25 protein-coding genes are annotated in these 22,256 nt (G+C 60.1%); 12 read left to right on the forward strand and 13 right to left on the reverse strand.

What is annotated here, in order from left to right:
- Positions 1-7: 7 nt before the first annotated feature.
- Entirely contained in the window at positions 8-1,882 is a 1,875-nt protein-coding gene (locus JNM85_03445; GenBank protein ID MBL8087109.1) for a hypothetical protein, read from the reverse strand.
- 72 nt (positions 1,883-1,954) lie between these two features.
- Here JNM85_03445 and JNM85_03450 point away from each other — a divergent pair, with 72 nt between their 5' ends.
- Positions 1,955-2,458, forward strand: coding sequence for a hypothetical protein (locus JNM85_03450; GenBank protein MBL8087110.1), 504 nt, complete (start codon positions 1,955-1,957; stop codon positions 2,456-2,458).
- Here JNM85_03450 and JNM85_03455 read toward each other — a convergent pair.
- Genes JNM85_03455 through JNM85_03465 form a run of 3 tightly spaced genes read right to left on the reverse strand, consistent with a single transcriptional unit; the run spans position 2,455 to position 5,032 of the window.
- Complete coding sequence (locus tag JNM85_03455) at positions 2,455-3,228, reverse strand: GNAT family N-acetyltransferase (protein MBL8087111.1); 774 nt, start codon at positions 3,226-3,228, stop codon at positions 2,455-2,457. The genes JNM85_03450 and JNM85_03455 overlap by 4 nt on opposite strands.
- A complete protein-coding gene (locus JNM85_03460; GenBank protein MBL8087112.1) occupies positions 3,225-4,166 on the reverse strand; it encodes a hypothetical protein in 942 nt (313 codons plus the stop codon). The genes JNM85_03455 and JNM85_03460 overlap by 4 nt, the downstream gene beginning before the upstream one ends.
- The gene (locus JNM85_03465; protein ID MBL8087113.1) at positions 4,163-5,032 is read right to left on the reverse strand and encodes a TIGR00159 family protein; all 870 of its coding nucleotides are present in this window, start codon (positions 5,030-5,032) and stop codon (positions 4,163-4,165) included. The genes JNM85_03460 and JNM85_03465 overlap by 4 nt, the downstream gene beginning before the upstream one ends.
- An 89-nt stretch (positions 5,033-5,121) precedes the next feature.
- On the opposite strand from JNM85_03465, the gene pheA reads away from it, so the two are divergent.
- Positions 5,122-6,207: a prephenate dehydratase gene (gene pheA / locus JNM85_03470; GenBank protein MBL8087114.1), complete on the forward strand. Its 1,086-nt coding sequence runs from the start codon at positions 5,122-5,124 to the stop codon at positions 6,205-6,207.
- A 3-nt stretch (positions 6,208-6,210) separates the two neighbouring features.
- Here the strand turns inward: pheA and JNM85_03475 are convergent, their stop codons facing one another.
- From JNM85_03475 to prfB, 5 genes are read right to left on the reverse strand one after another with little or no spacing between them, the layout of a single operon-like run.
- Entirely contained in the window at positions 6,211-6,978 is a 768-nt protein-coding gene (locus JNM85_03475; GenBank protein MBL8087115.1) for an ABC transporter permease subunit, read from the reverse strand.
- 2 nt (positions 6,979-6,980) lie between these two features.
- Positions 6,981-7,898 (reverse strand): ABC transporter ATP-binding protein, encoded by a 918-nt coding sequence (locus JNM85_03480; GenBank protein ID MBL8087116.1) that lies wholly within the window; start codon positions 7,896-7,898, stop codon positions 6,981-6,983.
- Positions 7,895-8,890, reverse strand: coding sequence for an ABC transporter permease subunit (locus tag JNM85_03485; GenBank protein MBL8087117.1), 996 nt, complete (start codon positions 8,888-8,890; stop codon positions 7,895-7,897). The genes JNM85_03480 and JNM85_03485 overlap by 4 nt, the downstream gene beginning before the upstream one ends.
- Positions 8,887-9,801 (reverse strand): ABC transporter ATP-binding protein, encoded by a 915-nt coding sequence (locus tag JNM85_03490; GenBank protein ID MBL8087118.1) that lies wholly within the window; start codon positions 9,799-9,801, stop codon positions 8,887-8,889. Before JNM85_03490 ends, JNM85_03485 begins: the two co-directional genes overlap by 4 nt.
- 56 nt (positions 9,802-9,857) lie before the next feature.
- Positions 9,858-10,973: a peptide chain release factor 2 gene (prfB, locus tag JNM85_03495; protein MBL8087119.1), complete on the reverse strand. Its 1,116-nt coding sequence runs from the start codon at positions 10,971-10,973 to the stop codon at positions 9,858-9,860.
- 66 nt (positions 10,974-11,039) lie between these two features.
- On the opposite strand from prfB, the gene JNM85_03500 reads away from it, so the two are divergent.
- The 7 genes from JNM85_03500 (at position 11,040) to JNM85_03530 (ending at position 15,740) form a co-directional block, all read left to right on the forward strand.
- On the forward strand, positions 11,040-11,645 hold the full coding sequence (locus JNM85_03500) for a hypothetical protein (protein ID MBL8087120.1): 606 nt from the start codon (positions 11,040-11,042) through the stop codon (positions 11,643-11,645).
- 4 nt (positions 11,646-11,649) lie between these two features.
- Positions 11,650-12,417: an MBL fold metallo-hydrolase gene (locus JNM85_03505; GenBank protein MBL8087121.1), complete on the forward strand. Its 768-nt coding sequence runs from the start codon at positions 11,650-11,652 to the stop codon at positions 12,415-12,417.
- A 149-nt stretch (positions 12,418-12,566) separates the two neighbouring features.
- A complete protein-coding gene (locus JNM85_03510) occupies positions 12,567-12,833 on the forward strand; it encodes a hypothetical protein (GenBank protein MBL8087122.1) in 267 nt (88 codons plus the stop codon).
- A 14-nt stretch (positions 12,834-12,847) separates the two neighbouring features.
- Positions 12,848-13,627, forward strand: a complete 780-nt coding sequence (locus JNM85_03515; GenBank protein ID MBL8087123.1) for a FliA/WhiG family RNA polymerase sigma factor — start codon at positions 12,848-12,850, stop codon at positions 13,625-13,627.
- A 75-nt stretch (positions 13,628-13,702) separates the two neighbouring features.
- A complete protein-coding gene (locus JNM85_03520; protein ID MBL8087124.1) occupies positions 13,703-13,867 on the forward strand; it encodes a hypothetical protein in 165 nt (54 codons plus the stop codon).
- 121 nt (positions 13,868-13,988) lie between these two features.
- Positions 13,989-14,996: a SurA N-terminal domain-containing protein gene (locus JNM85_03525; GenBank protein ID MBL8087125.1), complete on the forward strand. Its 1,008-nt coding sequence runs from the start codon at positions 13,989-13,991 to the stop codon at positions 14,994-14,996.
- A 174-nt stretch (positions 14,997-15,170) separates the two neighbouring features.
- The gene (locus JNM85_03530; protein ID MBL8087126.1) at positions 15,171-15,740 is read left to right on the forward strand and encodes a TetR/AcrR family transcriptional regulator; all 570 of its coding nucleotides are present in this window, start codon (positions 15,171-15,173) and stop codon (positions 15,738-15,740) included.
- On the opposite strand, the gene JNM85_03535 is transcribed toward JNM85_03530, so the two are convergent.
- Complete coding sequence (locus tag JNM85_03535; GenBank protein ID MBL8087127.1) at positions 15,737-16,675, reverse strand: ABC transporter ATP-binding protein; 939 nt, start codon at positions 16,673-16,675, stop codon at positions 15,737-15,739. The two genes, JNM85_03530 and JNM85_03535, sit on opposite strands and share 4 nt — an antisense overlap.
- Before the next feature lie 43 nt (positions 16,676-16,718).
- On the opposite strand from JNM85_03535, the gene JNM85_03540 reads away from it, so the two are divergent.
- The gene (locus JNM85_03540; GenBank protein ID MBL8087128.1) at positions 16,719-17,381 is read left to right on the forward strand and encodes a response regulator transcription factor; all 663 of its coding nucleotides are present in this window, start codon (positions 16,719-16,721) and stop codon (positions 17,379-17,381) included.
- Here JNM85_03540 and JNM85_03545 read toward each other — a convergent pair.
- Complete coding sequence (locus JNM85_03545; protein MBL8087129.1) at positions 17,378-17,776, reverse strand: hypothetical protein; 399 nt, start codon at positions 17,774-17,776, stop codon at positions 17,378-17,380. The two genes, JNM85_03540 and JNM85_03545, sit on opposite strands and share 4 nt — an antisense overlap.
- Before the next feature lie 77 nt (positions 17,777-17,853).
- Here JNM85_03545 and JNM85_03550 point away from each other — a divergent pair, with 77 nt between their 5' ends.
- Positions 17,854-19,125, forward strand: coding sequence for a hypothetical protein (locus JNM85_03550; protein MBL8087130.1), 1,272 nt, complete (start codon positions 17,854-17,856; stop codon positions 19,123-19,125).
- A gap of 40 nt (positions 19,126-19,165) precedes the next feature.
- Positions 19,166-19,594 (forward strand): OsmC family protein, encoded by a 429-nt coding sequence (locus JNM85_03555; GenBank protein ID MBL8087131.1) that lies wholly within the window; start codon positions 19,166-19,168, stop codon positions 19,592-19,594.
- Here JNM85_03555 and JNM85_03560 read toward each other — a convergent pair.
- Both JNM85_03560 and JNM85_03565 read right to left on the reverse strand, forming a co-directional pair.
- On the reverse strand, positions 19,587-20,090 hold the full coding sequence (locus JNM85_03560) for a hypothetical protein (protein ID MBL8087132.1): 504 nt from the start codon (positions 20,088-20,090) through the stop codon (positions 19,587-19,589). The two genes, JNM85_03555 and JNM85_03560, sit on opposite strands and share 8 nt — an antisense overlap.
- Before the next feature lie 94 nt (positions 20,091-20,184).
- Positions 20,185-22,152 (reverse strand): hypothetical protein, encoded by a 1,968-nt coding sequence (locus tag JNM85_03565; GenBank protein ID MBL8087133.1) that lies wholly within the window; start codon positions 22,150-22,152, stop codon positions 20,185-20,187.
- Positions 22,153-22,256: the final 104 nt, after the last annotated feature.

A 22,256-nucleotide genomic window follows, 5' to 3' on the forward strand; every position in this document is an offset into this window, starting at 1 on the left:
GGCTCTGTTACTTGGGGCCCACGAACGGTCCGATCCAGTCGCTCACGAGCGAAGTGGGCCTTCGATCGCTGAGGAGCGGATCGACGACCCCAAGTCCTGGCAGCAACGCATCAAACAGATACCGGGACTCTGCGCCTGCTCGGTCGCGGTAGACGTTGATCGTACTTCGGCTGAGCAACTGCGTCAGGTCGGATCGAAACACAATGTGCCGAGCCGCCCCGCGATTGGGGCTTAGTGGAATGGACGCCATGCTCGCGGAGCGCAGGTCAGCAGCGAAGGTCTGGAGCGTGGACGGCGGGATCTGCGCGCTGGCCATCGTGAGCGAACTCCCGGGCGGCAGAGCCTCAATCTTCGCGCGGAGGTCCGCCGGGAGCGCGGCGAGGAACCTGAGAATGACGGTCGCCCGAGGGAGATTGCCCATGCCAGCGGACGGCTTCGCCCTCCCAAAGGATTGGACCTTTGCGATGCTCAACCCCTTGGCCCAGTTCATCGCTTCCTGCAGCGTCATCGGCTTCTTCGCTTGGGTGAGCCACTCGGATGCGCCCGCAAACTCGTACCGACGATCCAGAAACGCCCACACATTACGGACGACCCAAACCCCGTCGATCTTCTCGTACACTGCCCAGGGGATGTTTGCAACCGCCGTGTCTGGCTCGACTGACCCACCCAGCATCGCCACCGATTGCGCTTTCCACCCGGTTTGCCCGATCGCCGGTGCCAGCTTTGCGAGCTCCGCTTCTGGCCCGGCGGGTGCCGCAAGATCGCGGACTGGGCTGACCTCCATGACCACTTCACTGCCCGATTGTTGAGCAAGCGCCACTAGCAGGAATGCGACCGACTTGGGGTTTACCCCTGCCTTGAACTTAGCAGGGCAGCTTTTTGGTTGGCCGGTTACCCAGCGGTCCCACCGTTCAGCGAATCCAGCACCTTCGTAGATCATCTCCAGCCACTTCTCGTCGCTGGGCATGCTGAGGCCCGGCACCAAGTCTGCAGCGTACCATTCGACGGTCGTCGTGCCGTCCATGGCATGCACGGAGTACTCGTAGTAAACAGAAAGGTCGAGCGGATCAAGATGGATGCGGTGCGTGACCGTCGTTGAACGCGCCCGGCGGTCCAATCGTGCGCGCTGCTCCTCCGGGCTCTGCTTGGAGGCCTTCAATTCGGTCTCGTAGGAGCGAATGTGAGCCGTGGCGTACCAGTTCACCCATGCGGGCCACCGAGTGTTGTCGCGCCACCAGTAGGCGTCGCCAGTGATGATGGGATCCTCATTCAGCAGTCTTGCGGACTCTGTGGCCCGCAGCGTGTAGAACAGCGGTCCACTCATGGGCATCTCGGCAAGGTCGCTACTGAGCAGGCCGCGCGCGACTGCCAGCCCGGCCCTTTCTTCCCAGGGCAGATCGACCTTCCAAAGGCCGTTGGTCCACCACCGATTCAATTGACTTTCCGGCGAAGCCTTCGGCTTGCCGCTTGCCGCTTCAAGGGCCCGCGTGATCGGCTCCAGATTTGGCGGGACTGTCAGGTTGTTCGTGAATGGTGCGGCCACCCGAAAGACCTTTGACCACGTGGAGTTCACCGTCGTCGTCAACTCGCGGTAGAGCGCAGAGTCGCGGGCCTTCGCCTCGGGCGCGGCGACTACGTTGAAACCGCTCCCCGCGGGCTCAAACCTCACATCGAGCGCCTGCGACAGGATCTCAATGGTCTTGTCGAGCGCTCGTTCGTGAAGTGCCACGGCAACGACCCGATTCTTCAGCGGAGCTGAACAAGTGAACACTTGGTCGCGCGTAGAGAGTAGCGCACATAGCTCAGGGAGGGTCACCACTTGCGGTTCAACCCGCCATGCGACCGGCACCAGAAGCCCCGCCAACGCACCCCAAACAGACATCGCCACTCACTGTTATGACGCGCATTGACCACTGTTGGTGCTTCAAAGGTGTATGATGCGCGATGAGTGCTTATGCAATATTTCGTGGTCTTGCCTGATGGTCAGAAGTTTGGTCCCGCTGATGCTCAGACGCTAAGCGCGTGGGCTGCCGAGGGGCGGCTAAGCCGCGATTCGATGGTGGAGGATGCCTCCACGGGCCAACGGATACAGGCGGGCTCCGTGTCGGACATTGTTTGGCCGATGACCGCGCCGCCTGAACCGACCCCGATGACTCCCCCAGGACCCATGGATGTGCCCCAGAATCCGTACCAAAATGCCAGTAGCAACTACTATCGGGACCCACCGCAGCCCGCAATGGGCTGGGCCGAGCGCCAGATGCTCCAGACACACATGGCGTTCCTTGTGCTCGGGCTTCTCTGCTGTGCGCTGCCCATGACGATCCTCTCGACTGTGGCCTTCTTCACGGCGGTGACTCCCAATGGAAAGCAGCGCTCGCAGATCTTCATGATCATCGGGATCCTGTACACCCTCCTTGGCTTCGGGGCCAGGATCATGCTCAGGACAATGGTCGACTAGAACTGGTCGGTCAGGAACATCTCCGGAACTTCGGTGAATCCGCGACCCATGAAGTAGAGATCGGCGTTCGACGCGAGCAGCGGGACGCCGATCTTCTCTGTCAAGCTGCTCAGCCCAATCCACTCTGTCCCCTTGGGCACGGGCCAAACATCGGTGGGCATCTGCCCAACCGCTTCACGAACGGTCGTGCCTTCGAGGCACAGGTAGCCGTTGCCCACGCGGTCACACACCCGCAATCCCCAACTCCAGAAGCGCCACCGGGCATCGTTACGGCGCATGCGATTCGGCGAGCCCTCCGCCCACTCTCTATAGCGTTCGTGAATCTCAATCGTGGACATCTCGCCGAGTTCGGTCATTTCCGGTTCCGCCGCGACGGAGCCGCGCAAGACCCTATCCAGCGTCTCGAATCCGACCCGGGTGTAGAGAGACTCTCGGTGGGCAAAGAGCAGCGCTGGCCCTTCGCCGCGGTCTTCGGACGCTTGGAGCACACGCTCCAGCAACTGGGTCCCGATCCCCTGGCCCGCGCGCTCAGGGCGGGTTGCGACGCCCGCAATTCCAATCGCTGCGCCCCAACCAAACTCCAGCGCAGTCGTCGTAAGGATGCTCTGCATCACGCCATCCTCAAACGCCGCCCATTTGCGGTTCAGATCGTAAAGCGGTTCGGCGAAGAACACCGAACTGGCGCGCTGGAAGTCAAGCGAAAACACCTCGCACAAAAGGCGCAAGAAGTCGGGTGCCTCGGATTTTTGGATGGTCCGAATCTCGATCATGGCGTTGCGGGATCCACGCGGTTGATGCGCACATTAACGCGGACTTCGCGAACTTCCGTGGGTCGGATGCCGCTCGGGAACTGAATCGGAACGGTGAACGACTTGCTTTGCCTCAGGCCCGAGAGATCGATCGCCTCGGTCCACAACGTCTGCACCGCGGTGAGGACGCGCACTTCGCCCGAGATCGTGATCTGGTTGGGGACGACCTCGAATCCATCGACCTGATAGCCGAACGGCGGATTCCCCTTCCATCGGGGGGCGACGAGCACATTGAGCGTGGCGGGAGCTGCGGCCACCCTCGGTCGAATCGTCACCGTCCCCGGTTCGGCGCGGACCTCGCTGAGGTTGCCGCCGTCAGTCGCCACGATCTCCACTGGCTGGACGGGCGTCTCACCCGTGCGGAGCTTTGAGAGATCGAGGAAGACCCGCACTTCGCGGACCCGAGCGAGCAACGAAGCCGGTCCGCTTAGTGTGACGTGCTCGGGTTCGGTGACGGCACCGCCGTACTCCAGATCGGAAGCCAATCGTCCCCGTTCGGCCACGGTGACCGGGAACGATTTGCGCACCACGGCGGAGAGATTGATCAGCGCGGTGGGAGACTTCAGCACGACCGTGATCGCCTGAAGCGTCGGGCCACTGAGGTTGACGCGCAGCCGCTGCTCGCCTTGTTTGGCACTGCGCAGATCGACGTTTGCAGAGTAGGCATCCGTCTCGAAATCCCGTAGCAAGCTCGCGCGACCTTCGGCGACGACGTCCACTTCGAGCGGCGGGTTCACCGCCGCCAAGCTCTCAGGCAGACCACGAAGCTGCAATGGCACACGGAACGATTGCTGCACCACTTGGTCATCGAGCGCCGAGACTTGGAGCCACAAGAGGACTGCCAAGACAGCACTGAATACGATCAGGCCAAACCGCTCAACGGCGGTACGTCTCGTCACGGCGCAAGCTCCTCGTCTCGGTCAACTGCCTCAACCAACGGTTCGGTCTGCGGCTCGGCGTGACGTGGGCTCGACGTCGCCAGCTTCAACAGTTGGTGAAGGCGCGTCCGGAGCGCGAGGTGGTCCGCCAGCTTCTCGAGACGACCATTCTCAGCAATGCTGATCGAGCCCCGTTCTTCACTGACGACTACGACGAACGCGTCACATTGCTCGCTGAGCCCAATCGCCGCGCGGTGCCGCATGTGATATTCCTTCTCGACGACCCGCGACTCGCTCAGCGGGAGTCGGCATGCAGCAGCCATGACACGATTGCCCCGGATGACCACGGCTCCGTCGTGGAGCGGGTTTGCGCCGTAGAAGATCGCGTTGAGGAGCGCTGAGGTGACGTTGCCACCGATCGGCACCCCCGTTCCCACGATGTCGTCAAGCTTGTTGCCACGCTCGAAGACGATGAGCGCCCCGACGCGCAGGCTCGACATCTCAGCCGCAGCCGAGACGACTTCCTCGGCGACTGCGGTGGTCAGGTCAGACCGGGCGAGCGTACCGTCCGTGATCAAGCCGAACTTGGCGAACCCTTCGAGCGCCTGACGCAGCTCGGGCAGGAACAAGATGACGAGCGCCACGGGCCCGAGCAACGTCGCCTTCTCCAGCAGCCAATGCAGCGTCCGCAGTTGCAGGAACTCGCTGAGGAAAAGGACGACAACGAAGATGGTGATCCCGACGAAAATCCGCCATGCGCGCGTCGATCGGACGAGCTGGAGCATGAAGTAGATCAGGAGCCCGACAACGAAGATATCGACGAGGTGGATCAGGTTGTCCACGCTCGGTCGCATCAACTGCTGCAATCGGCTAATGATCTCGTTCACGAAAGTCCGTAGTCGAATCCGATTTTAGCTAGTTTCTCGGCACAGAATGTTCATGTTAGAAACTCGACCGTTAGAATAGAATTCAACCTATGGCCGACGACCTGCTCCGCAAGCTTGACGAGATCCGAACTGAGATCGATTTGCTCGATGGAGAACTCATTCGGCTGCTGAATCAGAGGGCGGAGCTGGCCCAAGAAGTCGGCAGGGTCAAGGGGGCAGACCGCGCACCGTTCTTCACCCCCGAGCGCGAGCGGCAGATCTTCCGGAAGCTGGAGGAGTCCAACCCTGGTCCCCTCAATGCGCAGCAATTGCAGGCGATTTACCGCGAGATCATCAGTGCCGCCCGCGCCGCCGAGAAACCGCTCGACGTCGCCTACTGGGGTCCGCCCGGCACGTTCTCAAACATGGCCTCTCTGCAGACGTTCGGGAGCAGTACTAGCCACGTACCGCAAGAGTCGATCCAAGATGTGTTCCTCGCCGTCGAGCACGGACAAGCCGACTACGGCGTCTGTCCGATTGAGAACTCGACCGCAGGCGTGGTGCCGGAGACCCTCGACATGTTCCCGCAGACGAATGTGAAAATCTGCGCCGAGACGAACGTGGACATTCACCACCACCTGTGCAGTTTTGCACCCGATTTGAGCGCGGTCAAGCGCGTCTATGCCGGACCCCAACCGGCCAACCAATGCAAGCGCTGGCTACGCGGAAACGTCCCGCACGCCGAAATTGTGGAGTGCATGCCCACCACGCGCGCCATCGAGCGCGCAATGGAGGACCGAGAGGGCGCGGCGATCGCGAACAAGTTGGGGGCGGAGGTGTTCCAGATTCCTGTTCTGGTGGAGCACATCGAAGACAACCCGCACAATCGCACCCGATTTATCGTCATCGGCTATAACGAACCTGCCAAAACTGGCAACGACAAGACGAGTCTCATGTTCTCGCTACGCAACCGCCCCGGCGAGTTGTATCGATCGCTTGGTGCGTTTGTGGCGCACGGCGTGAACATGATGATGATCGAGTCACGCCCGGCGCAGCGCGCCACGTTTGAGTACATCTTCTATTGCGACTGCGCGGGCCATCACAGCGACAGCACCGTCCACATGGCAATCGAAAGCCTCAAGCTTTGTGCGCTAGAAACGACAATCTTGGGCAGCTATCCGGTCGCAGCCGAGTAATCGCTACTCGGTATCTTCGCGCGGGACGAACTCGAACCGGCTGAACCACCACAGGGACAGCCCGCCCACCGCGGAGATGAGCCCAATCATGACCGTCCAGCCAACCCAGACCGCAATCTGCTGACTCGCACCGAGGACATTCGAACCGCCGAAGAGCGCGGGGATGACGCCTCCATCACCGTGGCCAGCAATGCCGTTCAGGTACGTCGTGATCGAGAGGAAGTAGATCGAGCCGGGCATGCTCGGCACCGCCAGCTCCCACGCGAAGGCGAAGAGCAGGCAGAAGATCATCGACTTGTTGATGATCAGCGAAACGAACACGAACAGCACTACATACGCCAATGCCCCGACCGCAAACGCCACCAAGTCTCGTAGTACCAGCGAACTCATCGGGCCGACCCCGGGAATCACGATGCTGACGAGAATGAGAGACAGTGCGCCGATGACGAAGGTGATCGTCGCGGCGGCAAGGATTCTTCCCGTGAGCATCTTCCACCGGGCGACCGGGCGAGTGAGCAAGTACACGATGGTCTTCTGCTCGACTTCTTGGCTGGTGACAGCGGCCGAGAAGATGGCGCCCGCGAGCGCCAAGACACGGTACGAAAACAGGTTGCTCAGCTGAGCGTAGGTTTCGCCCGGGGTGGTTGCTGTGAGCTCCGACTGAAGCCACCTGCTCAGAGCTGCAAGGAGCATCACCACGACAAGCCAAGTCATCACCCGGCCAGGCCGTGTGAACAATCGAAGGGAACTACTGTAGATGTATCCGATCATGTTCAGGCCTCCACCAGATACTGGTAGATCGACTCCAGGTTGTTGTCGGGGCTCGTAAACCCAGTAACGCGCACCCCACCCGCGAGAATCACATGCTGCAATTCGGTGAAGAACTTGTCCAGATCACGGGTTTGAATCTCGATACACTTGTTGGTTGGCTCAAAGCTCAGGTTCGTGACAAACGGAAGTCGTACCAAAGCTGAGGCAAGCTCGTTCGGCGTTTCAGTCTCGATGGAAACGCGGTGCGGAAACTTATCGATGAGTTCGCGAATCGTGCGCAAGTCGCCGCTCGCCAGCAGGCGGCCGCGGTGCAGCAGCAGAATGTTTCGAGTCATCTGCTCGACTTCGAACAGGATATGGCTGCTGACGACGATCGCTTTGCCTTGGCTGCCGAGCTGACCAAGTAGGTTCATCAGATCGCGTCGACCGACGGGGTCCAGCCCATTCAGTGGCTCGTCAAGGAGAATAATGTCCGGGTTGTGCAGCATCGCCTGGGCGAGCTTGATCCGCTGCCGCATGCCTTTGCTGTACCCGCGAATCTTGCCTGCCGCACGCTCGGCCATCCCGACCATGATCAGCTTTTCCTCGGTGCGCTTCTCGGCCACTTCCTTACTTAGGCCGTGCAGCCGTGCTAGGTGGTTCACAAACGCGCGGCCGGTCATGTCCTCGTAGAAGTTGTCGATCTCCGGGCAGTAGCCCATGATCCGGTGCACTTCCGGATTCGCAAAAGGCTCCATGCCCTTAACGAGGACCTTGCCGGTTGTGGGTCGGAGTTGGCCCGTGAGTACCTTGAGTAGCGTCGACTTGCCCGCCCCATTCTGGCCAAGCAGGGCCGTCACGCCCGCTGGGATCGTGCAGGTGATGTCATTCATCCCGATGACCTCGCCGTACCAACGGGACGCGTTCTGGAACTCGATCATTGGACCACCTCCACCGCGCGGATCCGTCTCCAGGCGATCCCCAACGACCCGACGACCACGACCAGGGCCAACCCCACCCAAATGCCTAACGTAGGTGCGTGGATCGCGGGGAGTCCCGAATTCTGGAGGAGCGAGTAGTTGGTGCCCTTGAAGCCCATCACGTGCTTGGCCAGGCCGTTCACGATCCCGTCAATGCTCAGATGGAACATGTTCACAAAGCCCTGGGCAGGGGCGAAGTCCTGAGCCATCTGGCGACGGGATGGACGATCGGGCTCGTGACCGAACATCTGCATCATCAAGACCATCTGCACGGCCTTGGTGAAGAGGTTCGACAGGAAATACGTCGCTGCTAGCACAGCACCTGCGATGCGGCCCTGATTAAACATGCTGCTGATCCCCACAACCAGACTCGCATAGATCGCGGCGATGATCGGAAGCGCAGCGATCAGACGCAGGGGGACCCACGGATCGCGGGAAATGAACCCGTAGTCCAGATAGGTCAGCGACCCATAGAGCAAGAAGAATAGGTGCGGAACGCTGTACGCAATGAGAATGGACAAGAAGATGCCGAGCCACTTTCCGAAGAGGTAATCGGCCTTCGTGCATCGTCTACTCAGGTACACGAGCAAGGCGTTCGAGCGGTTGTCATTGGCGATGCTGCCCGCCCCGCACATGAGCGCCATGAACAGCAGGAAGATCTGTCCGAACTGCATGGCGTGGAGCATTTGATCTCCCCATTGGACGCGCTGGAAGAACGTGTTCGCACGATGGATTCCATTGCCTTGCCCCTGCACCGCGATCTGCTCGAACACGTACACGGTGATGATCAGGATGAGATACCACCAGCCCGAGAATGCGGTCAGCACCCAAAGGCCCCGCTTCTTCAGGTTGACTTTGAGAATCTGCCGGGCGATCGCCCACCAGGGTCCGCGGGACAGCAGTTTGCTGGATAGCGCGTTGCGATAGCTGAGATCAAAGACCGGTGAACTCATCGAAGCACCTCCAAGAACACTTCCTCAAGTGAGCGGTGCGCTAGCCTTACGCTCCTGATCTGTGACCCGGTCTCCGCCGCACACTGCAGCAGGAATCGAGTCACCTCCTCCGGGGTTCCGGGGGCGACGATCCGGGTGCTATGGGCATCCGACTGGATCACTTGACCTGACCGCTGCCGCACCAGATCCAGGAATGCCGTGTTCGACTCGCGCAGCTCCACGTCCACGGGCCAGCCTTCGAGCGAAGTTAAGTCGCTGATCGCGCCCTGTGACCGGAGTTCGCCGCGCAGGACGACTACGATCTTTTCGCATGTCCGTTCAATGTCCGGGAGCAAGTGACTTGAGACGATCACGTTCATCCCCTTGGTGCGGGTGATGTCGATGATCAGATCGAGCATTTCGTCGCGACCCTTCGGGTCGAGGCCGTTGGTGGGTTCGTCCAGCAGCAAAAGCTTTGGGCCGTGTACCAACGCTTGGGCGAGCTTAACTCTTTGCTTCATGCCGGTCGAGTAGGTCTCCACCAGTCGGTAGCGAGCCTCCCCCAGGCCGGAGTACTCCAACACCTCGTGGGCTCGGCGCAACGCCTCGGAAGGGCTCAGTCCAGAGAGTTCGCCCGCGTAAGCCACGAATCCGACTCCACTCATGCCAGGAATGTGGCAATCCTGCTCCGGCATGTAGCCGACGACGGATCGGATATCGGCCGGATGCGTGGCAATGTCTAACCCCAGAACGGAGGCAGTCCCTCCCGCGGGCTTCACGAGCCCCAAAAGCGTCTTGATGAGCGTGGACTTCCCCGCACCGTTGGGTCCCAGGAGCCCAACACAGCCCTCCGGCACCTCTACGGAAAACTGGTTCAGAGCGACGAATCGCCCGTACTGAACGGTGAGGTTATGAATGGAGGCAACCGGCATACTTTGACACTTTACAACCTAAGGGCAATTCAAGTTCCGGCGAACGTCCCGTTGACCTATTCGATGAACTCGTCGCCACTCGGCGGGCGCTTGAGAAACGCCTCGATGAAACCATCGATGTCGCCGTCCATGACTCCGATCGTGTTACCGGTCTCGTGACCCGTTCGATGATCCTTGACCATCGTATACGGCTGCATCACATAGCTCCGGATCTGGCGACCCCACGCCGCTGGACCCCCGTCGCCCTTCAATTCCTTGAGCTTGTCCGCTGACTGAACGCGCTGCACTTCGGCCAAGCGCGCCGCGAGGACCGACATGGCGGACGCTCGGTTTTTGTGCTGCGACCGTTCGTTTTGGCACTGCACCACGATTCCGGTGGGGATGTGGGTGATGCGGATCGCCGATTCGGTTTTGTTGACGTGCTGTCCACCGGCACCGCCCGCGCGCAACGTTTCAACCTTGAGATCATCCGGGTTGATGTCGACTTCACTCTCTTCAACTTCTGGAAGTACTTCGACCTTGGCGAACGACGTGTGTCGTCGCGCATTGGCATCGAACGGCGAGATGCGCACCAGTCGATGCACCCCGTTCTCGGCCTTTAGATAGCCATAGGCGTTTGGACCCTGGATCGAAATCTGTACTCCGCGGTAACCCACCACATCACCCGGGGTCTCGCTGAGCAATTCCACCTTGTAGTTCTTGAGTTCCGCCCAGCGCAGGTACATGCGGTAGAGCATCGATGCCCAGTCGCACGCCTCGCTTCCTCCGGCTCCCGCGTTGATTTCTAGGAGTGCATTGCGGTCGTCAAACTCGCCGCCGAGCAACGTCTGCAACTCGTACGCGTCGATGTCCTTCACCAACTGAAGGGCCATTTGGTCGGCCTCTTTCTCGATGTCCTCTGAGGGCTCAGCGCGCAGCATTTCGTACAGCTCGCGCACATCTTGCTCCGCCTTGAGCAGGTTGTCGAGAGGAGTGAGGCGACCCTTGAGAGAACTCAGTCTTCGAAGAAGTTTGTTGGCAGCAGAAGGATCGTCCCAAAGTGTAGGGCTCGCGGACTGCTCTTCCAACTCCGCAATCTGACTCTGCAGGCGCGGTCGATCCAAGTGAACCGCTACCGACTCAAGCCGAGCCCGCGCTTCATCAAAAGCGTTTTGCTGTTCCAGGTTCAGCATCAACCGAAGAGGATACCGCTGCAAGGTCCCCACCCGCTGAACTAAGGTGCGTCATAATCGGAAGGTATGGCGGATGCGGCAGTCGTTTGGCAGGAAGTGATGCCCTACGTAAAGAATCGGGTGACGGGTGTGGGTCTTTGGACCGCGCTCAACCAGAGCGTTGCCGTCGCGTACGAGGGTGACCAGTTCGTTATTGGAGTCCCCCACGAGAGCGGTGATCTCGCCGGTCACCTGCGCATGCAGTCCACGAAGTTGATCATCGAGCGGTCGCTTGCCGACGTGCTGATGAAGAATGTGCACCTGCGCGTCATCGAAGGGATCAGCTCGCACGATTGGGAACTCGTCAAGCGAAAGGACGAAGAGGCAAAGCGACTGCAAGAGGCGGCTCTGCAGCGTGTGCAAGCCGAAGTTGCGGCGCGGAGCAGCTGGGAAGGAATCTACGAACAGATCAGCCGGCAGTGGGCGAGCATGCCCAACAAGTCGCTGCCCCAGAACCGCTCCAAGTTCTACCACGAGGCAATCCGATTGCTCAAAGAAGCGCTCAGAACCCACTCGGTGGAAGACGATCTAAACGAGCGTAACTTCGCCCGGTGCATCGAGCGTGTGGCCCAGTACACCGAGATCCCCAGCGCAATGGTCGCCTACGATCTCTTGCACCGAAACCCGTCCTAACCACATGGTTGAGGCGGTTATTCTCGGTTCGGGAACCAGCAATGGAGTGCCGACGCTCGGCGTCGAGTACTCGGCGGAGTTCCTCGCCAAGCCTAAGAATCACCGCACTCGTTCCAGCCTGCTGTTGCGGGGTCCGGAGGGCAATCTGCTGGTCGATTGCAGCCCTGAAATGCGGTTGCAGCTTCTCCGCGAAGATGTCAGCCAAGTGGACGCGGTGATCATCACGCACACGCATGCGGACCACATCATGGGCATGGACGACCTCCGCGCATTTGTTCTGAAGACGGGGCGCGACATGCCCGTCTATGCCTACCCTGAGCACCAGGTGGATATCCGTCGCGTGTTCGCCTATGCTTTCGCCGAACTCCCGCCCGGCATCGAAGTCCCGCGCTTCGAGTTGATGGACTTGCCCCCGGTACTAAAGACTTGCGGAATGGAGGTGCAGAGCTTCCGCGTTCGGCACGGCGCAACGGAGGTTGCCGCGCTGAAGGTGAACCGCTTCGGCTACATCACGGACGTGAGCGAGATCCCGGCGGAGGTCTGGCCGCACTTTTGCGACCTGGACACTCTGGTCATCGACGCGGTGCGGCGCCGCCCTCACCCAAACCATCTCCACTTTGCACGGGCCATCGAGGTCGCCGAGCAACTCGGGGCAAAGATGACCTACTTCACCCACCTGAGCCACGACTACGATCACGATATCACCGAGCGGGACGAGTTGCCCCCCACCATACGGTTAGCCTTCGATGGCTTGCGCATCGACATTCTGTAGGGTGAAATCGCGAAGCGAAAGTCGATTTCTAACCCTTAGGTTAAAATTTCTCGAAAAGTTCTTAGGTTTGGCCTAATCATTCGGGTGGAATCGTCCAATAGCATTCCTAACAGGGGGTCTGTCGCCTTCTAGAGGGGAAGTTATTTCGTATGCCAAAAGTTGTCGGAGGAATCTTAGCTCTGATTGCACTTGGCGCGAGCATGCTTGCCGAAGTCGACCCGATCACCTGCCTGACACGAGGCCTCATTGCTTACTGGGTGGGTTCGATTTTCACCCAACTATGGTATGTCTTCTTTACAATACGAGTTCAGAAGGCATCTGAATTGGCAACAGAGGACGCGGAAGCGGTACAGTCTGGGGAACCGGAACCCTCGGATCAGGATGAAATAACCGAACCGGTAGCAAAAGCATCGTAGGTTGGTGAACAAGGATGGCTCTTTCGCCCGAACAATTGAAGCGTGCCTGGGTTGATTTCAAGGTCTACAAAGACCCGAATGCTCGTGTCGAGCTGATCAACCACTACTCTTACCTCGTGAAGATCACCGCTGGCCGATTGGTCACTTCGATCCCTGGTGGCCTCGACCGAGAAGACTTGGTCGGAGCTGGAGTGATTGGGCTCATCAAGAGCGTCGATCAGTTTGACCCTACTCGCGACGTCAAGTTCGAGACCTACGCCATCGCGCTTGTTCGCGGTGCAATTCTCGAAATGTTACGCGACGAGGACTGGGTTCCACGTTCCATCCGAGAAAAGCTTAAGGCGCTCGACCGCGCCCAGATGGCTCTCGAAAGCAAGAATGGACGCCCGGCGACGGAGCGTGAGCTGGCCGAGAACCTTGGCATCAGCGACGTAGAAGTCAGCGAACTCCTCGTCCGCCTGGGCCGAACCAACGTTTACAGCCTCGACGACGTACTCTCGACCGGCGATGGCGACGACAACATCAACTTCGTGGACATGATCGTCGATCAGGGGGCGAGCACGGCCGCCGAAACCGAAGGACGCGAAGTCCGACGGATTATGTCGGCGGGCATCGATCGGCTTCCTGAGCGCGAACGACTTGTCGTCGCGCTTTATTACTTTGAAGGGCTGACCTTCAAAGAGATCGGCAAGGTACTCGGCGTCAGTGAATCGCGCGTGTATCAACTGCACACCCAGGCGATGACCCGCATGCGCAACTTTATGCGCGAGCAGGGAGCCGCTCCGGTCGCATAACGGTGGTGCCCTATAGGCGAAATCGATCCTGTACGTCCGCTCACGCATCTGTCTGATCAGCAAGCGCACGATCGGTTGGTCATTCGTGCGCGCGAAGAGCAACGACGCCATCCGCAGCAGCACACCCCGGAGGACCCGCAGGATGTGGTGGAATTGCACGCCGACGAAGAACCCGAGACGGCGGTCCACCTCATCTTTGGGCCTGATGCTTCCCCCGGACACCTGGACATTTCTGCCTGATTCACCGAAGATTGAATGGGCCAGGCACGAATCTTGCCTTCGCGGTGTTGAACCCTCGCGGTAGGTTCGTCAATCCTGCGTGGGGTACCCTAACGCCAGCATTCTTGCGGAGATAAACAGTTTGAAAGTGAAAACCTTAAAGTATTTACCCATCCTTGCGGCACTCGCGGTCGGCCTCACAGGCTGCGGCAAGAGCGGCCCAGCTGCCTCGAAGGGCGACACCCTTGCCATCGTAAACGGTGAGAAGATTTCTCTCGACGAGTACTTGCGGTACATGGAGAACAAGCCTCAGATGCGGGTCGTGACCGGTGACGGTCAGGTCGCCGCCGCGCAGGTCGCGGACACGGTCGGCTTCCAGTCGCTCCAGGACTTGATCCAGCAGAAGCTCGTTCTGCAAATGGCCAAGGACGAGGGCGTGCTGCCCACCGAAGACGATTTGATCAAGGAGATTGAGTTCCAGAAGAAGCTTCGATCGACCTTTATGAGCGACATGACCCGGATCGGTCTCACCGTAGACGATATTCGCGTCCGCCTCAAGGTCGACTTGGCTCGGGAGCGTTTGCTCACGAAGAACATCACGGTCAAGCCCGAAGAAATCGACCAGTACATCAAGGACAATCCCCAGGCTTTCACCACGCCAGCGATGGCTGAGACGCTGTACATCTTCGCTCGCAATGAGGACCGCAGGGCGGTCGTCGAGAAGGAGCTCGCTCGCGGTCAGGCGTTTGCCACCGTTGCGGCGCAGTACAGCCAGAATCAGAGCCCGGACGGCAGCAATGTGTATCAGGAGCGCGTCATTGAGCGCATGCCGGTCCAGTTCCGCGCCGCGATTGTCAAGGCAGCGGTCAGCACCCAGACCGATTGGATTCGCATGGACGACGGTTTCGTCAAGTTCTACGTCCGCAACAAGACTGAAGCCAAGAAGGAGACCATCGACGACACCAAGAAGGAAAGCGTTCGACGCCAGTTGGCCATCCAGAAGGGTATGCAAGCTCGCGAAATCGACAAGACCCTCTTGAACAAGTTCAAGGAAGCAAAGATCGACGTCAAGTACGACCCGCTCAAGGCTCTGTACGGCGACTTCGACAAAAAGCTGAAGGAGACCAAGTCCGGCGCGACCGGCAGCTAACGCTCCAAAGAGGCTCTCGATGCGGCGTGACTCCTCGTGGGTCACGCCGCACTCTTTGCCAATGTGCATTTTTGTACGAACTTTTGCAGATAGACCTCATCCTGGTAGAAAATCGTGGAACAAGATGAGTAGCGCCAGTGATTTCGCTGGCCGCTGAACCGAGCACAATCGCTTATGGACCGAAGAACCGAACTACTGAAATGCGCCTACGAAATCGTAGGGCGTGATGGGCTCGAAGGGCTGCACGCCCGGGCAGTCGCGTCGGAACTCGGGATCAACCATGCGACCGTGCACTACTACTTCCCGACTCGGAACGACTTGCTTCTGGCGCTCGTGGACTATGCCGAGGAGCGGTTCCTCAAAGACCGTGAGGCAATCCTGGCGCGAGCATCCGATCCGATCTCGAAGATGGAGGCGGAGATTGCCTTGTACGAGGCCTACTGCCGCCCCGCAAGCCGATTCTTTCGCGTCTGGACGTCGCTATTCGTTGCAGCCCAATCGAGCGACGTCCTGCGCGATCGACTGCGCCGATTCAGCAACGTGTGGACCCAGCGGTTCGCAGATACGAAGAACCTCGCGGGCTATGCCACGACGCTAAGCCAAGGACCGCTCGCCGAGCCGTACACGTTCATTGCGACGATGCTCGGGCTAGGGCTGATGGCGCAATTGCACCAGAACCTGGACGACACCCGCTTCCGGATCGACAAGATCGTCGACACCGTTTTTGAGCGCAAACCGGACTAACCGTTCGGTCGCCAGCAAGCCACGCGGTGGCCACTTCCATCTGACTCGAGCGCGGGGTCCTGCTCACACTGCTCAGCCCTTAGCGGACATCGCGGCGCATACGCGCATCCCATTGGCATGGCGTTGAATGCGGGTGGCTGACCTGGAATCGATTCCAATCGATGCGCGCCAACTCGGGGGACGGAAGCCAGGAGCGCACGGGTGTAGGGGTGCCTTGGGTTGGTCAGAACCTCACCAGTGACTCCCTGTTCGACCACGCGTCCAGCGTAGAAAACCGCCATCCGCTGCGACACCTCGGCGATGACTCCGATATCGTGCGAGATGAGCAGCACTGCGGTACCGTTCTCCTCCTGCAACCTCTTCAGTAGCTGCAAAATCTGCGCCTGGAGGCTTACGTCGAGCGCGGTGGTCGGTTCGTCCGCAATCAGGACCTTCGGTTGGCACGCGAAGGCGCACGCGATCACCACACGCTGGCGCTGGCCGCCGGACATCTGGTGGGGAAACTTGCGCGCTGACTTCTCGGGCTCCGGCACCCCCACGCGCTCAAGCATTGTCACGGCTGCCTTCCTGGCCTCGGTGCGGCCCATTCCCCGGTGAAGCTCGTAGACCTCGGCGATCTGGTGCCCCACGCGCATGACGGGGTTCAGGCTACTGAATGGATCTTGCATCACGACCGCGATCTCTGATCCTCGGATCTGCTGCCAGTCTCGTTCGCGCAAACTCATCAACTCGCGCCCGGCAAGCCGGATCGATCCGGTGACCACGCCCGGCGCTGGCACCATGCCCATAAGGGCGTGGCCCGTCATCGATTTGCCGCAACCTGATTCGCCAACCACCCCAAGGGTCTGACCTGCTTGCAGGTCGAAGCTGACCCCACGCAGGATTTGCGTCTGCGATATGGCGACCCGCAGGTCGTTCACTTCCAGCACCGACATCGGGCTCTATTATGGGCGACCCAGCGCATGTATACTCGCGTCTATGAGTGGCCCCATCAAGATCGTCGTCGCAGAAGATGAGGCGGCGTACCGTAATGCGCTGCAAAAGTGCCTCAGTCTGATGCCGGAATGCGATTTGGTGGCGATCTGCAAGGATGGTCAGGAGGCGCTCGACACGTGCCTGCAGAATCCTCCCGACGTGCTGCTCACGGACATCAACATGCCGCGGATGGACGGGGTCGAGCTGATCCGGCGCCTGCTTAAGCAAGAAAAGGATGTCCGGGTGGTCGTACTGACTGTTCAAGAAGACTCGGACACGGTGTTTGACGCGATCCGCGCAGGTGCGTTAGGCTACTTGCTGAAGACCTCCACGCCGAACGATGTAGTGGATGCGATTCGCTTTGCCGAGCGCGGCGAGGCCAAGATCACGCCGAAGATTGCCGCGCAAGTGCTCGCCGATTTCCGGCGAGTCCGTGAGGACGATGACACCGACGACACCGAACTGTACGTCCTCAGCGACCGCGAATCAGAGATCCTTGATCTGATTGCCAAAGGGCTCCGAAACAAGGAAATCGCCAGTCAACTCTGCATCGCGGAGAAAACGGTGAAGAACCACGTGAGCAATATTCTCAAGGCGCTTCAGGTCAACAGCCGCACCGAGGCGGCGATGAAGGCGCTTCGCGCTAAGCTCGTCGCGGATAACTAACCGGTCCACTTAGGGCGGAAGTACGCCAGGTACGCCGCCCGCAGCGACGAGATCGTGTTGATGAGCCCAAAGATCGCGGCAAGAATCCACCATAGAACCGGCTTGAGGATGACCGACCACCAGTTGATGGAATCTAGCCCCTGCTGGCTGGCGTTCCACAGGGTCCAGATGGTGTGGCCGATGAAGATAAGCGCCACCAACGCGGTGATTCCGAAAACAATCAAGTCATCGCGCAACGCACGCCACGCGTGATGCCGTTCGTACGTCCCACGGGGAAACACCATCGCCGCCACCAGTGGGCCAAAAACCGGTACGGGGATGCTGACCAGGTACGCGCCGGCAGCAAGGACCTTGCCGTGACTCGATACTTCGGCGTTCACCAGATTTGTCATCATACTGCCCTTACGATTCGCAATCGACACGCGTTTCAGAGGGGGACCCATGTCCAACTGTTATACTTCTTAACATTCTTATGCACGCCCGACTTGCTGCTCTTCTCGCGATTGCCCTGTGTTCATGCCATGTTTCCTGGGGCGAAGTTATTGCCCCGGATCCCGCCGAACAGCTGGCGAGCTTGCGCGACGAGAGCGTCAACATCCTCTCACGGCTCGGCGATCTCACCAAGAAAAGCGATGTGCTGAGCACCGAAGAGGGCATGAAGCTTTTGCAGGAGCTCGTCGATCAGATGAAGGATGTCAACGCGCGGATTCGGGCGCTCGAAGCCACGATTGCGCAGCAGCCCAAGCCCGCGGCCCCCAAATTCCCAATCACGACTCCGAACGGATACATCCAATTCCAGTTCCGTGATAGCGATCGCCCTAGCGCGCGGCAGAACTCGTTCCACTTGCGCCGTGTTCGACTTGGCGGACGCGTGCAGATCGATCCTCAGACCACCGGACGCTTCTCGTATGAGCTCGCTTCCGGCGTCGGTGCGGTGACGGGAACGGTCCGCGAAGCGTCGATCGAAAACCAGCGGGGGATTCTTACGCTTCGGCTTGGGCAGTTTGCCGCTCCGATGGGCTACGAAATCCCGCGCTCTTCGGCGGACCGCGAGATGCCTGAGCAATCGACCATCAACCGCACGCTCTTCGATTCCGAGTTTGTGGTCGGCGTCTCTGGCACCGTCGCAGTGGACAAGCGCTTGTCCGTGACCGGCGCGGTGGTGAATTCGCTCGCCACGTACGATCCAGAGCAGCGCAACCTCGCCCAGGGTGGTCCCGGACGTCGCCAAGCGGTCATTGGAAGCGTGCGCTACAGCGACGGCAGAGGGCTCTCGGTGGGGCTGAGCGGGTTCACTGGCGTCCGTCCTGCATTCGCGACCGGCACCACCGCCACCAACGGCAAGGAGATTATTGCTCCGGCCGTTCGACGGTCATTCGTACTCGTCGATGCATCGGCCCTCGGGGTCTGGGACTCAAAGATTGATCTCCGCGGCGAGTACCTGTTCGGTACTGACCGCAACAACCTCGGCAGCAACTCGGCCAGCGTGAGCCGCAACAAGGCGAATCTGAACGGTTGGCATGCGTTGCTTTCATACCGAACTCGCCCGAATCAGCGCGCGTTCGTACGATTCGAGGAATTCGACCCGAACACGTTGACGCGCCGCGATGTGGTCGGTGCGATGGGGTTGGGCTACTCATACGACATGAATCCCAACACCCGCCTGACGGCAGCCATCGAATGGTTCCGAGAGCCTGCCGGACGCACCCGCATGCTCACCCTCCGCAGCCAAATTCGCTTCTGAACCCGAGCCGAAAGTGCCCTCCGCGGAGTAGAAACAAGGGATGGTTAACGTTGAATGGAAGGGCCAGATGGCCTTTGAAGCGAACCCGCCTTCGGGCAATCGATTTGTCATGGACGCATACCCCGAGGCCGGCGGTGCCAACCGCGGACCGACCCCTTTGGAAGCCCTGCTGAGCAGCATCGCTGCATGCAGCGCGATGGACGTTATATCGATCCTTGAGAAGAAGAAGCAGGTGGTGACTTCGTACCGCGTCGAGGTTGACGGCGAGCGCAGTGCACCCGAGGGCGCGTACCCCCGCCCCTACACCTCGATCACGGTGCGGCACATCGTCGCCGGTGATAACTTGGACCCAGCTGCGGTCGAGCGGGCAGTTCAACTCAGCGATGAGAAGTACTGCACCGTGGTGAGCACGCTGCGTGCAGCTCCTGAAGTCAAGAGCGTTTGGGAAATCGCTTCGCCGGTTAGCTGAGCCGCTCGTGGCCCGGGCTCGATTGCGGTCGCATCCCGAGGAGCAGTTCGCGCTGAGCTGCGCTCTGCTCGATCGTGGCGATAATCGCGCACTCTAGCGTGTCCAACCTTGTTTGGAGGTCTGCGCGAGTGCGTTCGTGCGTCTCGACGCCAATGGCGCGCCGCAAGCATTCGCCAGCAGCAGCAAACTGACCGAGTTGCTCGTGGCAGGCGGCCTGGAGGCCCAAATAGCCTGGTTCGTGCGGGTTGCGCGCGATGAGTCGGCGCAGGCATTCCAGCGACTGGGGGTATTGCCCCAAGTGCCAGTGAGCGCGGGCCGTGGCCTCAAGCGCGATGAGGTTGCCGGGTTCGAGTCGCTGCAGGCGACGGCCCAGGCGCACGACCTGTGTCCATTCCCGTGCAGAAACGCACACGGTGATCTCATCCTGAAGCGTTCGGATCCGACTCATTGCATCAACAAAAGGTGCTTGCGCACCATAGGTTCTCGCTTTTCGCATTGTGGGCTCTCCTCCATGAATGGCTCAGTTCGCACCGGCCAGCCCTGACATCACAGAGTATCTGGTTTCGGTGGCGATTGCCATTGCACATTTCTCAGGTTTGAGCCTCTTCGTACGGGCTCATGGCAATAATCTGGCGTTCTTGCGGGGGTGATTTTTCATTCCCTTTTTGGACACTGACCTTCGCCTTGAATGCCAGCGGAATTCGGGCGCGTCCATCGGGGGTCGTGACGGCGGTCATTGCGGCGGTCGCGGTCGCTTCGTTGGCCCATGTTCGGGCAAACGGTTCGGCCACATCGCGCAGGAATACAACGTAGTCGCCCTCGCCTCGGCGGCACAGCAACCCACCCGGCGGCAGGCTCGCTCGCAACCGTCGGGCAAACGCTGTTGTCGCGTGCTCATAGGAAGGCGGACCGTACTCGGCGACGATCTCTTCCCTGCGAATCGGTTCAAGGTAAACCAAGCACCCGTCGGGCTTGGCATTCATGTGCTCGGTGAACTCGCGTGGCGTGACAAGACCTTCGGCGGTGGACCGGGCTTCGATACGTCCGACCGCTTGGGTCAATTCAGCACCGATCATGCGCAGGCGTTCCAATTGCGGAATGTCGATGCCTCCCGAACGATGGGTCGCTGCGGTGATAAATCCAATCGGGCCCTCGCTCCAGCGCATCGGGATGAGCGCAAAGCTACCCACGCGCTTCTGCAGGGCGATCTTGCGGTCGATCTGATCGTCCTCGGTCGTGTCAAACATCGCTACTTCGGGCGCGCCCGCCTCAAGCCAAGCGTGCATACCTTGGGAATCTCCAAACTGAATCGCTTCTACCAGGCTGGCAGCCGCGCCTTCGCGGGCAGCGCACACCGAGTCGCCGTCATCGAGGAAATGGATCGCCAGGTGGTCTAGCCCCAGAGTAGTCCACATCTCGCGCACGACACGGGCAGCGAGGTGAACCGTCGAGTCCGATCCCGTCGTGATGCTGGCGATCGCATAGAGCGTTTCCGTTTCGGCCAATCGGCGTCGTAGAACGTCGCTCTCGAGTTCTTCGCGAACGAATCGGCTGAGAATCGGGAGCGCTTCTTCTGCAAGATCGTACGCCTGCTGGAGGTGATTCGGGTTCGAATCGTGCAAGCACAAGACCCCCAGGATGCGACCGCGATCTTTCAGAACCAGGCTGCGGGAGATTAGCTGCATGGCGGGGGACTTCACCGACCGCAGCCACAAATCGACTTGCGAGCGTAGGCTGACTTCGCTAAGATTTCCGGTGAGGGGCACAACGCTGGTCTGTGCGCGATCGGGCTGGTCGCCGCTCGTCGCGACGACGCTCAGAACTTCGCGCATCTGGGCAACGGTGTACAGCGTGACGCCGCTGGCACCCGTGATCTCGCGCAACTTATCGGTTAGGCGCTGCTGCAAGCGGTCTCCGGTTCCGAAGGCGGCCTCCAAGACTTGCATACTCACGCGGTCACGGCGGCTTCTGCGTTCCAGCGTCTGGGTGTGATCGCGCAATCGGCGGTAGTTCTCGCGCAGATCGATCAAGGCGCGCGCAAGGTCCTCGTCTAGGGTTGGTGCCGATTCAGTGATGGGCTCAGGCGCAAGGGCAGGGGTCTCCGAGGCTTGGGTGATCGCCGGGGCGGGACGGCAGGCGATCAACACGAGCAGGAAGATCGCACCCGACTGGAGCATCGCGAGTTGCGGCTCAAGCGGCGTGCGGGCGACGAGGGTCGCGGCATAGAAAAGTGCGGCGCACACGGGGGCCATCATGGCGGGGTGAATTCGATGACGAATAGTCGCATGTGCGCACGGAATCAAAACGAGAAAGCCAAATGGGAGCAGGAGGTCTTGCCGGGCAAGGGTAAGCGCAATCAAGCCTGCGTCGATGCCCGCGAGGAGGAGCGAGAGTCCGGGTCCGCGGAGGCTACGCTTCTGGGCGATAGCCACGACAAGCGCAAAGGAAGCGTAGATCGCCCCGATGCGCCAGGCCCACTCGAACGGAAGGCCTATTCCGCGAAAACTCAGCGCCACCAGCGCGCCACCACCCAAGATGCGAGTTAAGAACTCAACCATAAAGCTTCACTCTAGGTTCTCGGCATAGCAAAACCTAAAGCTCAGGGTGAGGTTCGGGAGCGCACAAGGTTTTTTTAAGGGATGCAACGTATCGGCGATGACTT

The organism is Chthonomonas sp., from assembly GCA_016788115.1.
In the GTDB taxonomy this organism is placed as follows: Bacteria; Armatimonadota; Fimbriimonadia; order Fimbriimonadales; family Fimbriimonadaceae; genus UBA2391.

What these genes read in the sequence shown, in the direction of transcription:
- JNM85_03445 (MBL8087109.1), bottom strand. Translation starts at nt 1,882, where the DNA reads ATGTCTGTTTGGGGTGCGTTGGCGGGGCTTCTGGTGCCGGTCGCATGG.
- JNM85_03450 (MBL8087110.1), top strand. Translation starts at nt 1,955, where the DNA reads ATGCAATATTTCGTGGTCTTGCCTGATGGTCAGAAGTTTGGTCCCGCT.
- JNM85_03455 (MBL8087111.1), bottom strand. Translation starts at nt 3,228, where the DNA reads ATGATCGAGATTCGGACCATCCAAAAATCCGAGGCACCCGACTTCTTG.
- pheA (MBL8087114.1), top strand. Translation starts at nt 5,122, where the DNA reads ATGGCCGACGACCTGCTCCGCAAGCTTGACGAGATCCGAACTGAGATC.
- JNM85_03475 (MBL8087115.1), bottom strand. Translation starts at nt 6,978, where the DNA reads ATGATCGGATACATCTACAGTAGTTCCCTTCGATTGTTCACACGGCCT.
- JNM85_03480 (MBL8087116.1), bottom strand. Translation starts at nt 7,898, where the DNA reads ATGATCGAGTTCCAGAACGCGTCCCGTTGGTACGGCGAGGTCATCGGG.
- JNM85_03485 (MBL8087117.1), bottom strand. Translation starts at nt 8,890, where the DNA reads ATGAGTTCACCGGTCTTTGATCTCAGCTATCGCAACGCGCTATCCAGC.
- JNM85_03490 (MBL8087118.1), bottom strand. Translation starts at nt 9,801, where the DNA reads ATGCCGGTTGCCTCCATTCATAACCTCACCGTTCAGTACGGGCGATTC.
- prfB (MBL8087119.1), bottom strand. Translation starts at nt 10,973, where the DNA reads ATGCTGAACCTGGAACAGCAAAACGCTTTTGATGAAGCGCGGGCTCGG.
- JNM85_03500 (MBL8087120.1), top strand. Translation starts at nt 11,040, where the DNA reads ATGGCGGATGCGGCAGTCGTTTGGCAGGAAGTGATGCCCTACGTAAAG.
- JNM85_03505 (MBL8087121.1), top strand. Translation starts at nt 11,650, where the DNA reads ATGGTTGAGGCGGTTATTCTCGGTTCGGGAACCAGCAATGGAGTGCCG.
- JNM85_03510 (MBL8087122.1), top strand. Translation starts at nt 12,567, where the DNA reads ATGCCAAAAGTTGTCGGAGGAATCTTAGCTCTGATTGCACTTGGCGCG.
- JNM85_03515 (MBL8087123.1), top strand. Translation starts at nt 12,848, where the DNA reads ATGGCTCTTTCGCCCGAACAATTGAAGCGTGCCTGGGTTGATTTCAAG.
- JNM85_03530 (MBL8087126.1), top strand. Translation starts at nt 15,171, where the DNA reads ATGGACCGAAGAACCGAACTACTGAAATGCGCCTACGAAATCGTAGGG.
- JNM85_03535 (MBL8087127.1), bottom strand. Translation starts at nt 16,675, where the DNA reads ATGTCGGTGCTGGAAGTGAACGACCTGCGGGTCGCCATATCGCAGACG.
- JNM85_03540 (MBL8087128.1), top strand. Translation starts at nt 16,719, where the DNA reads ATGAGTGGCCCCATCAAGATCGTCGTCGCAGAAGATGAGGCGGCGTAC.
- JNM85_03545 (MBL8087129.1), bottom strand. Translation starts at nt 17,776, where the DNA reads ATGATGACAAATCTGGTGAACGCCGAAGTATCGAGTCACGGCAAGGTC.
- JNM85_03550 (MBL8087130.1), top strand. Translation starts at nt 17,854, where the DNA reads ATGCACGCCCGACTTGCTGCTCTTCTCGCGATTGCCCTGTGTTCATGC.
- JNM85_03555 (MBL8087131.1), top strand. Translation starts at nt 19,166, where the DNA reads ATGGTTAACGTTGAATGGAAGGGCCAGATGGCCTTTGAAGCGAACCCG.
- JNM85_03560 (MBL8087132.1), bottom strand. Translation starts at nt 20,090, where the DNA reads ATGCGAAAAGCGAGAACCTATGGTGCGCAAGCACCTTTTGTTGATGCA.
- JNM85_03565 (MBL8087133.1), bottom strand. Translation starts at nt 22,152, where the DNA reads ATGGTTGAGTTCTTAACTCGCATCTTGGGTGGTGGCGCGCTGGTGGCG.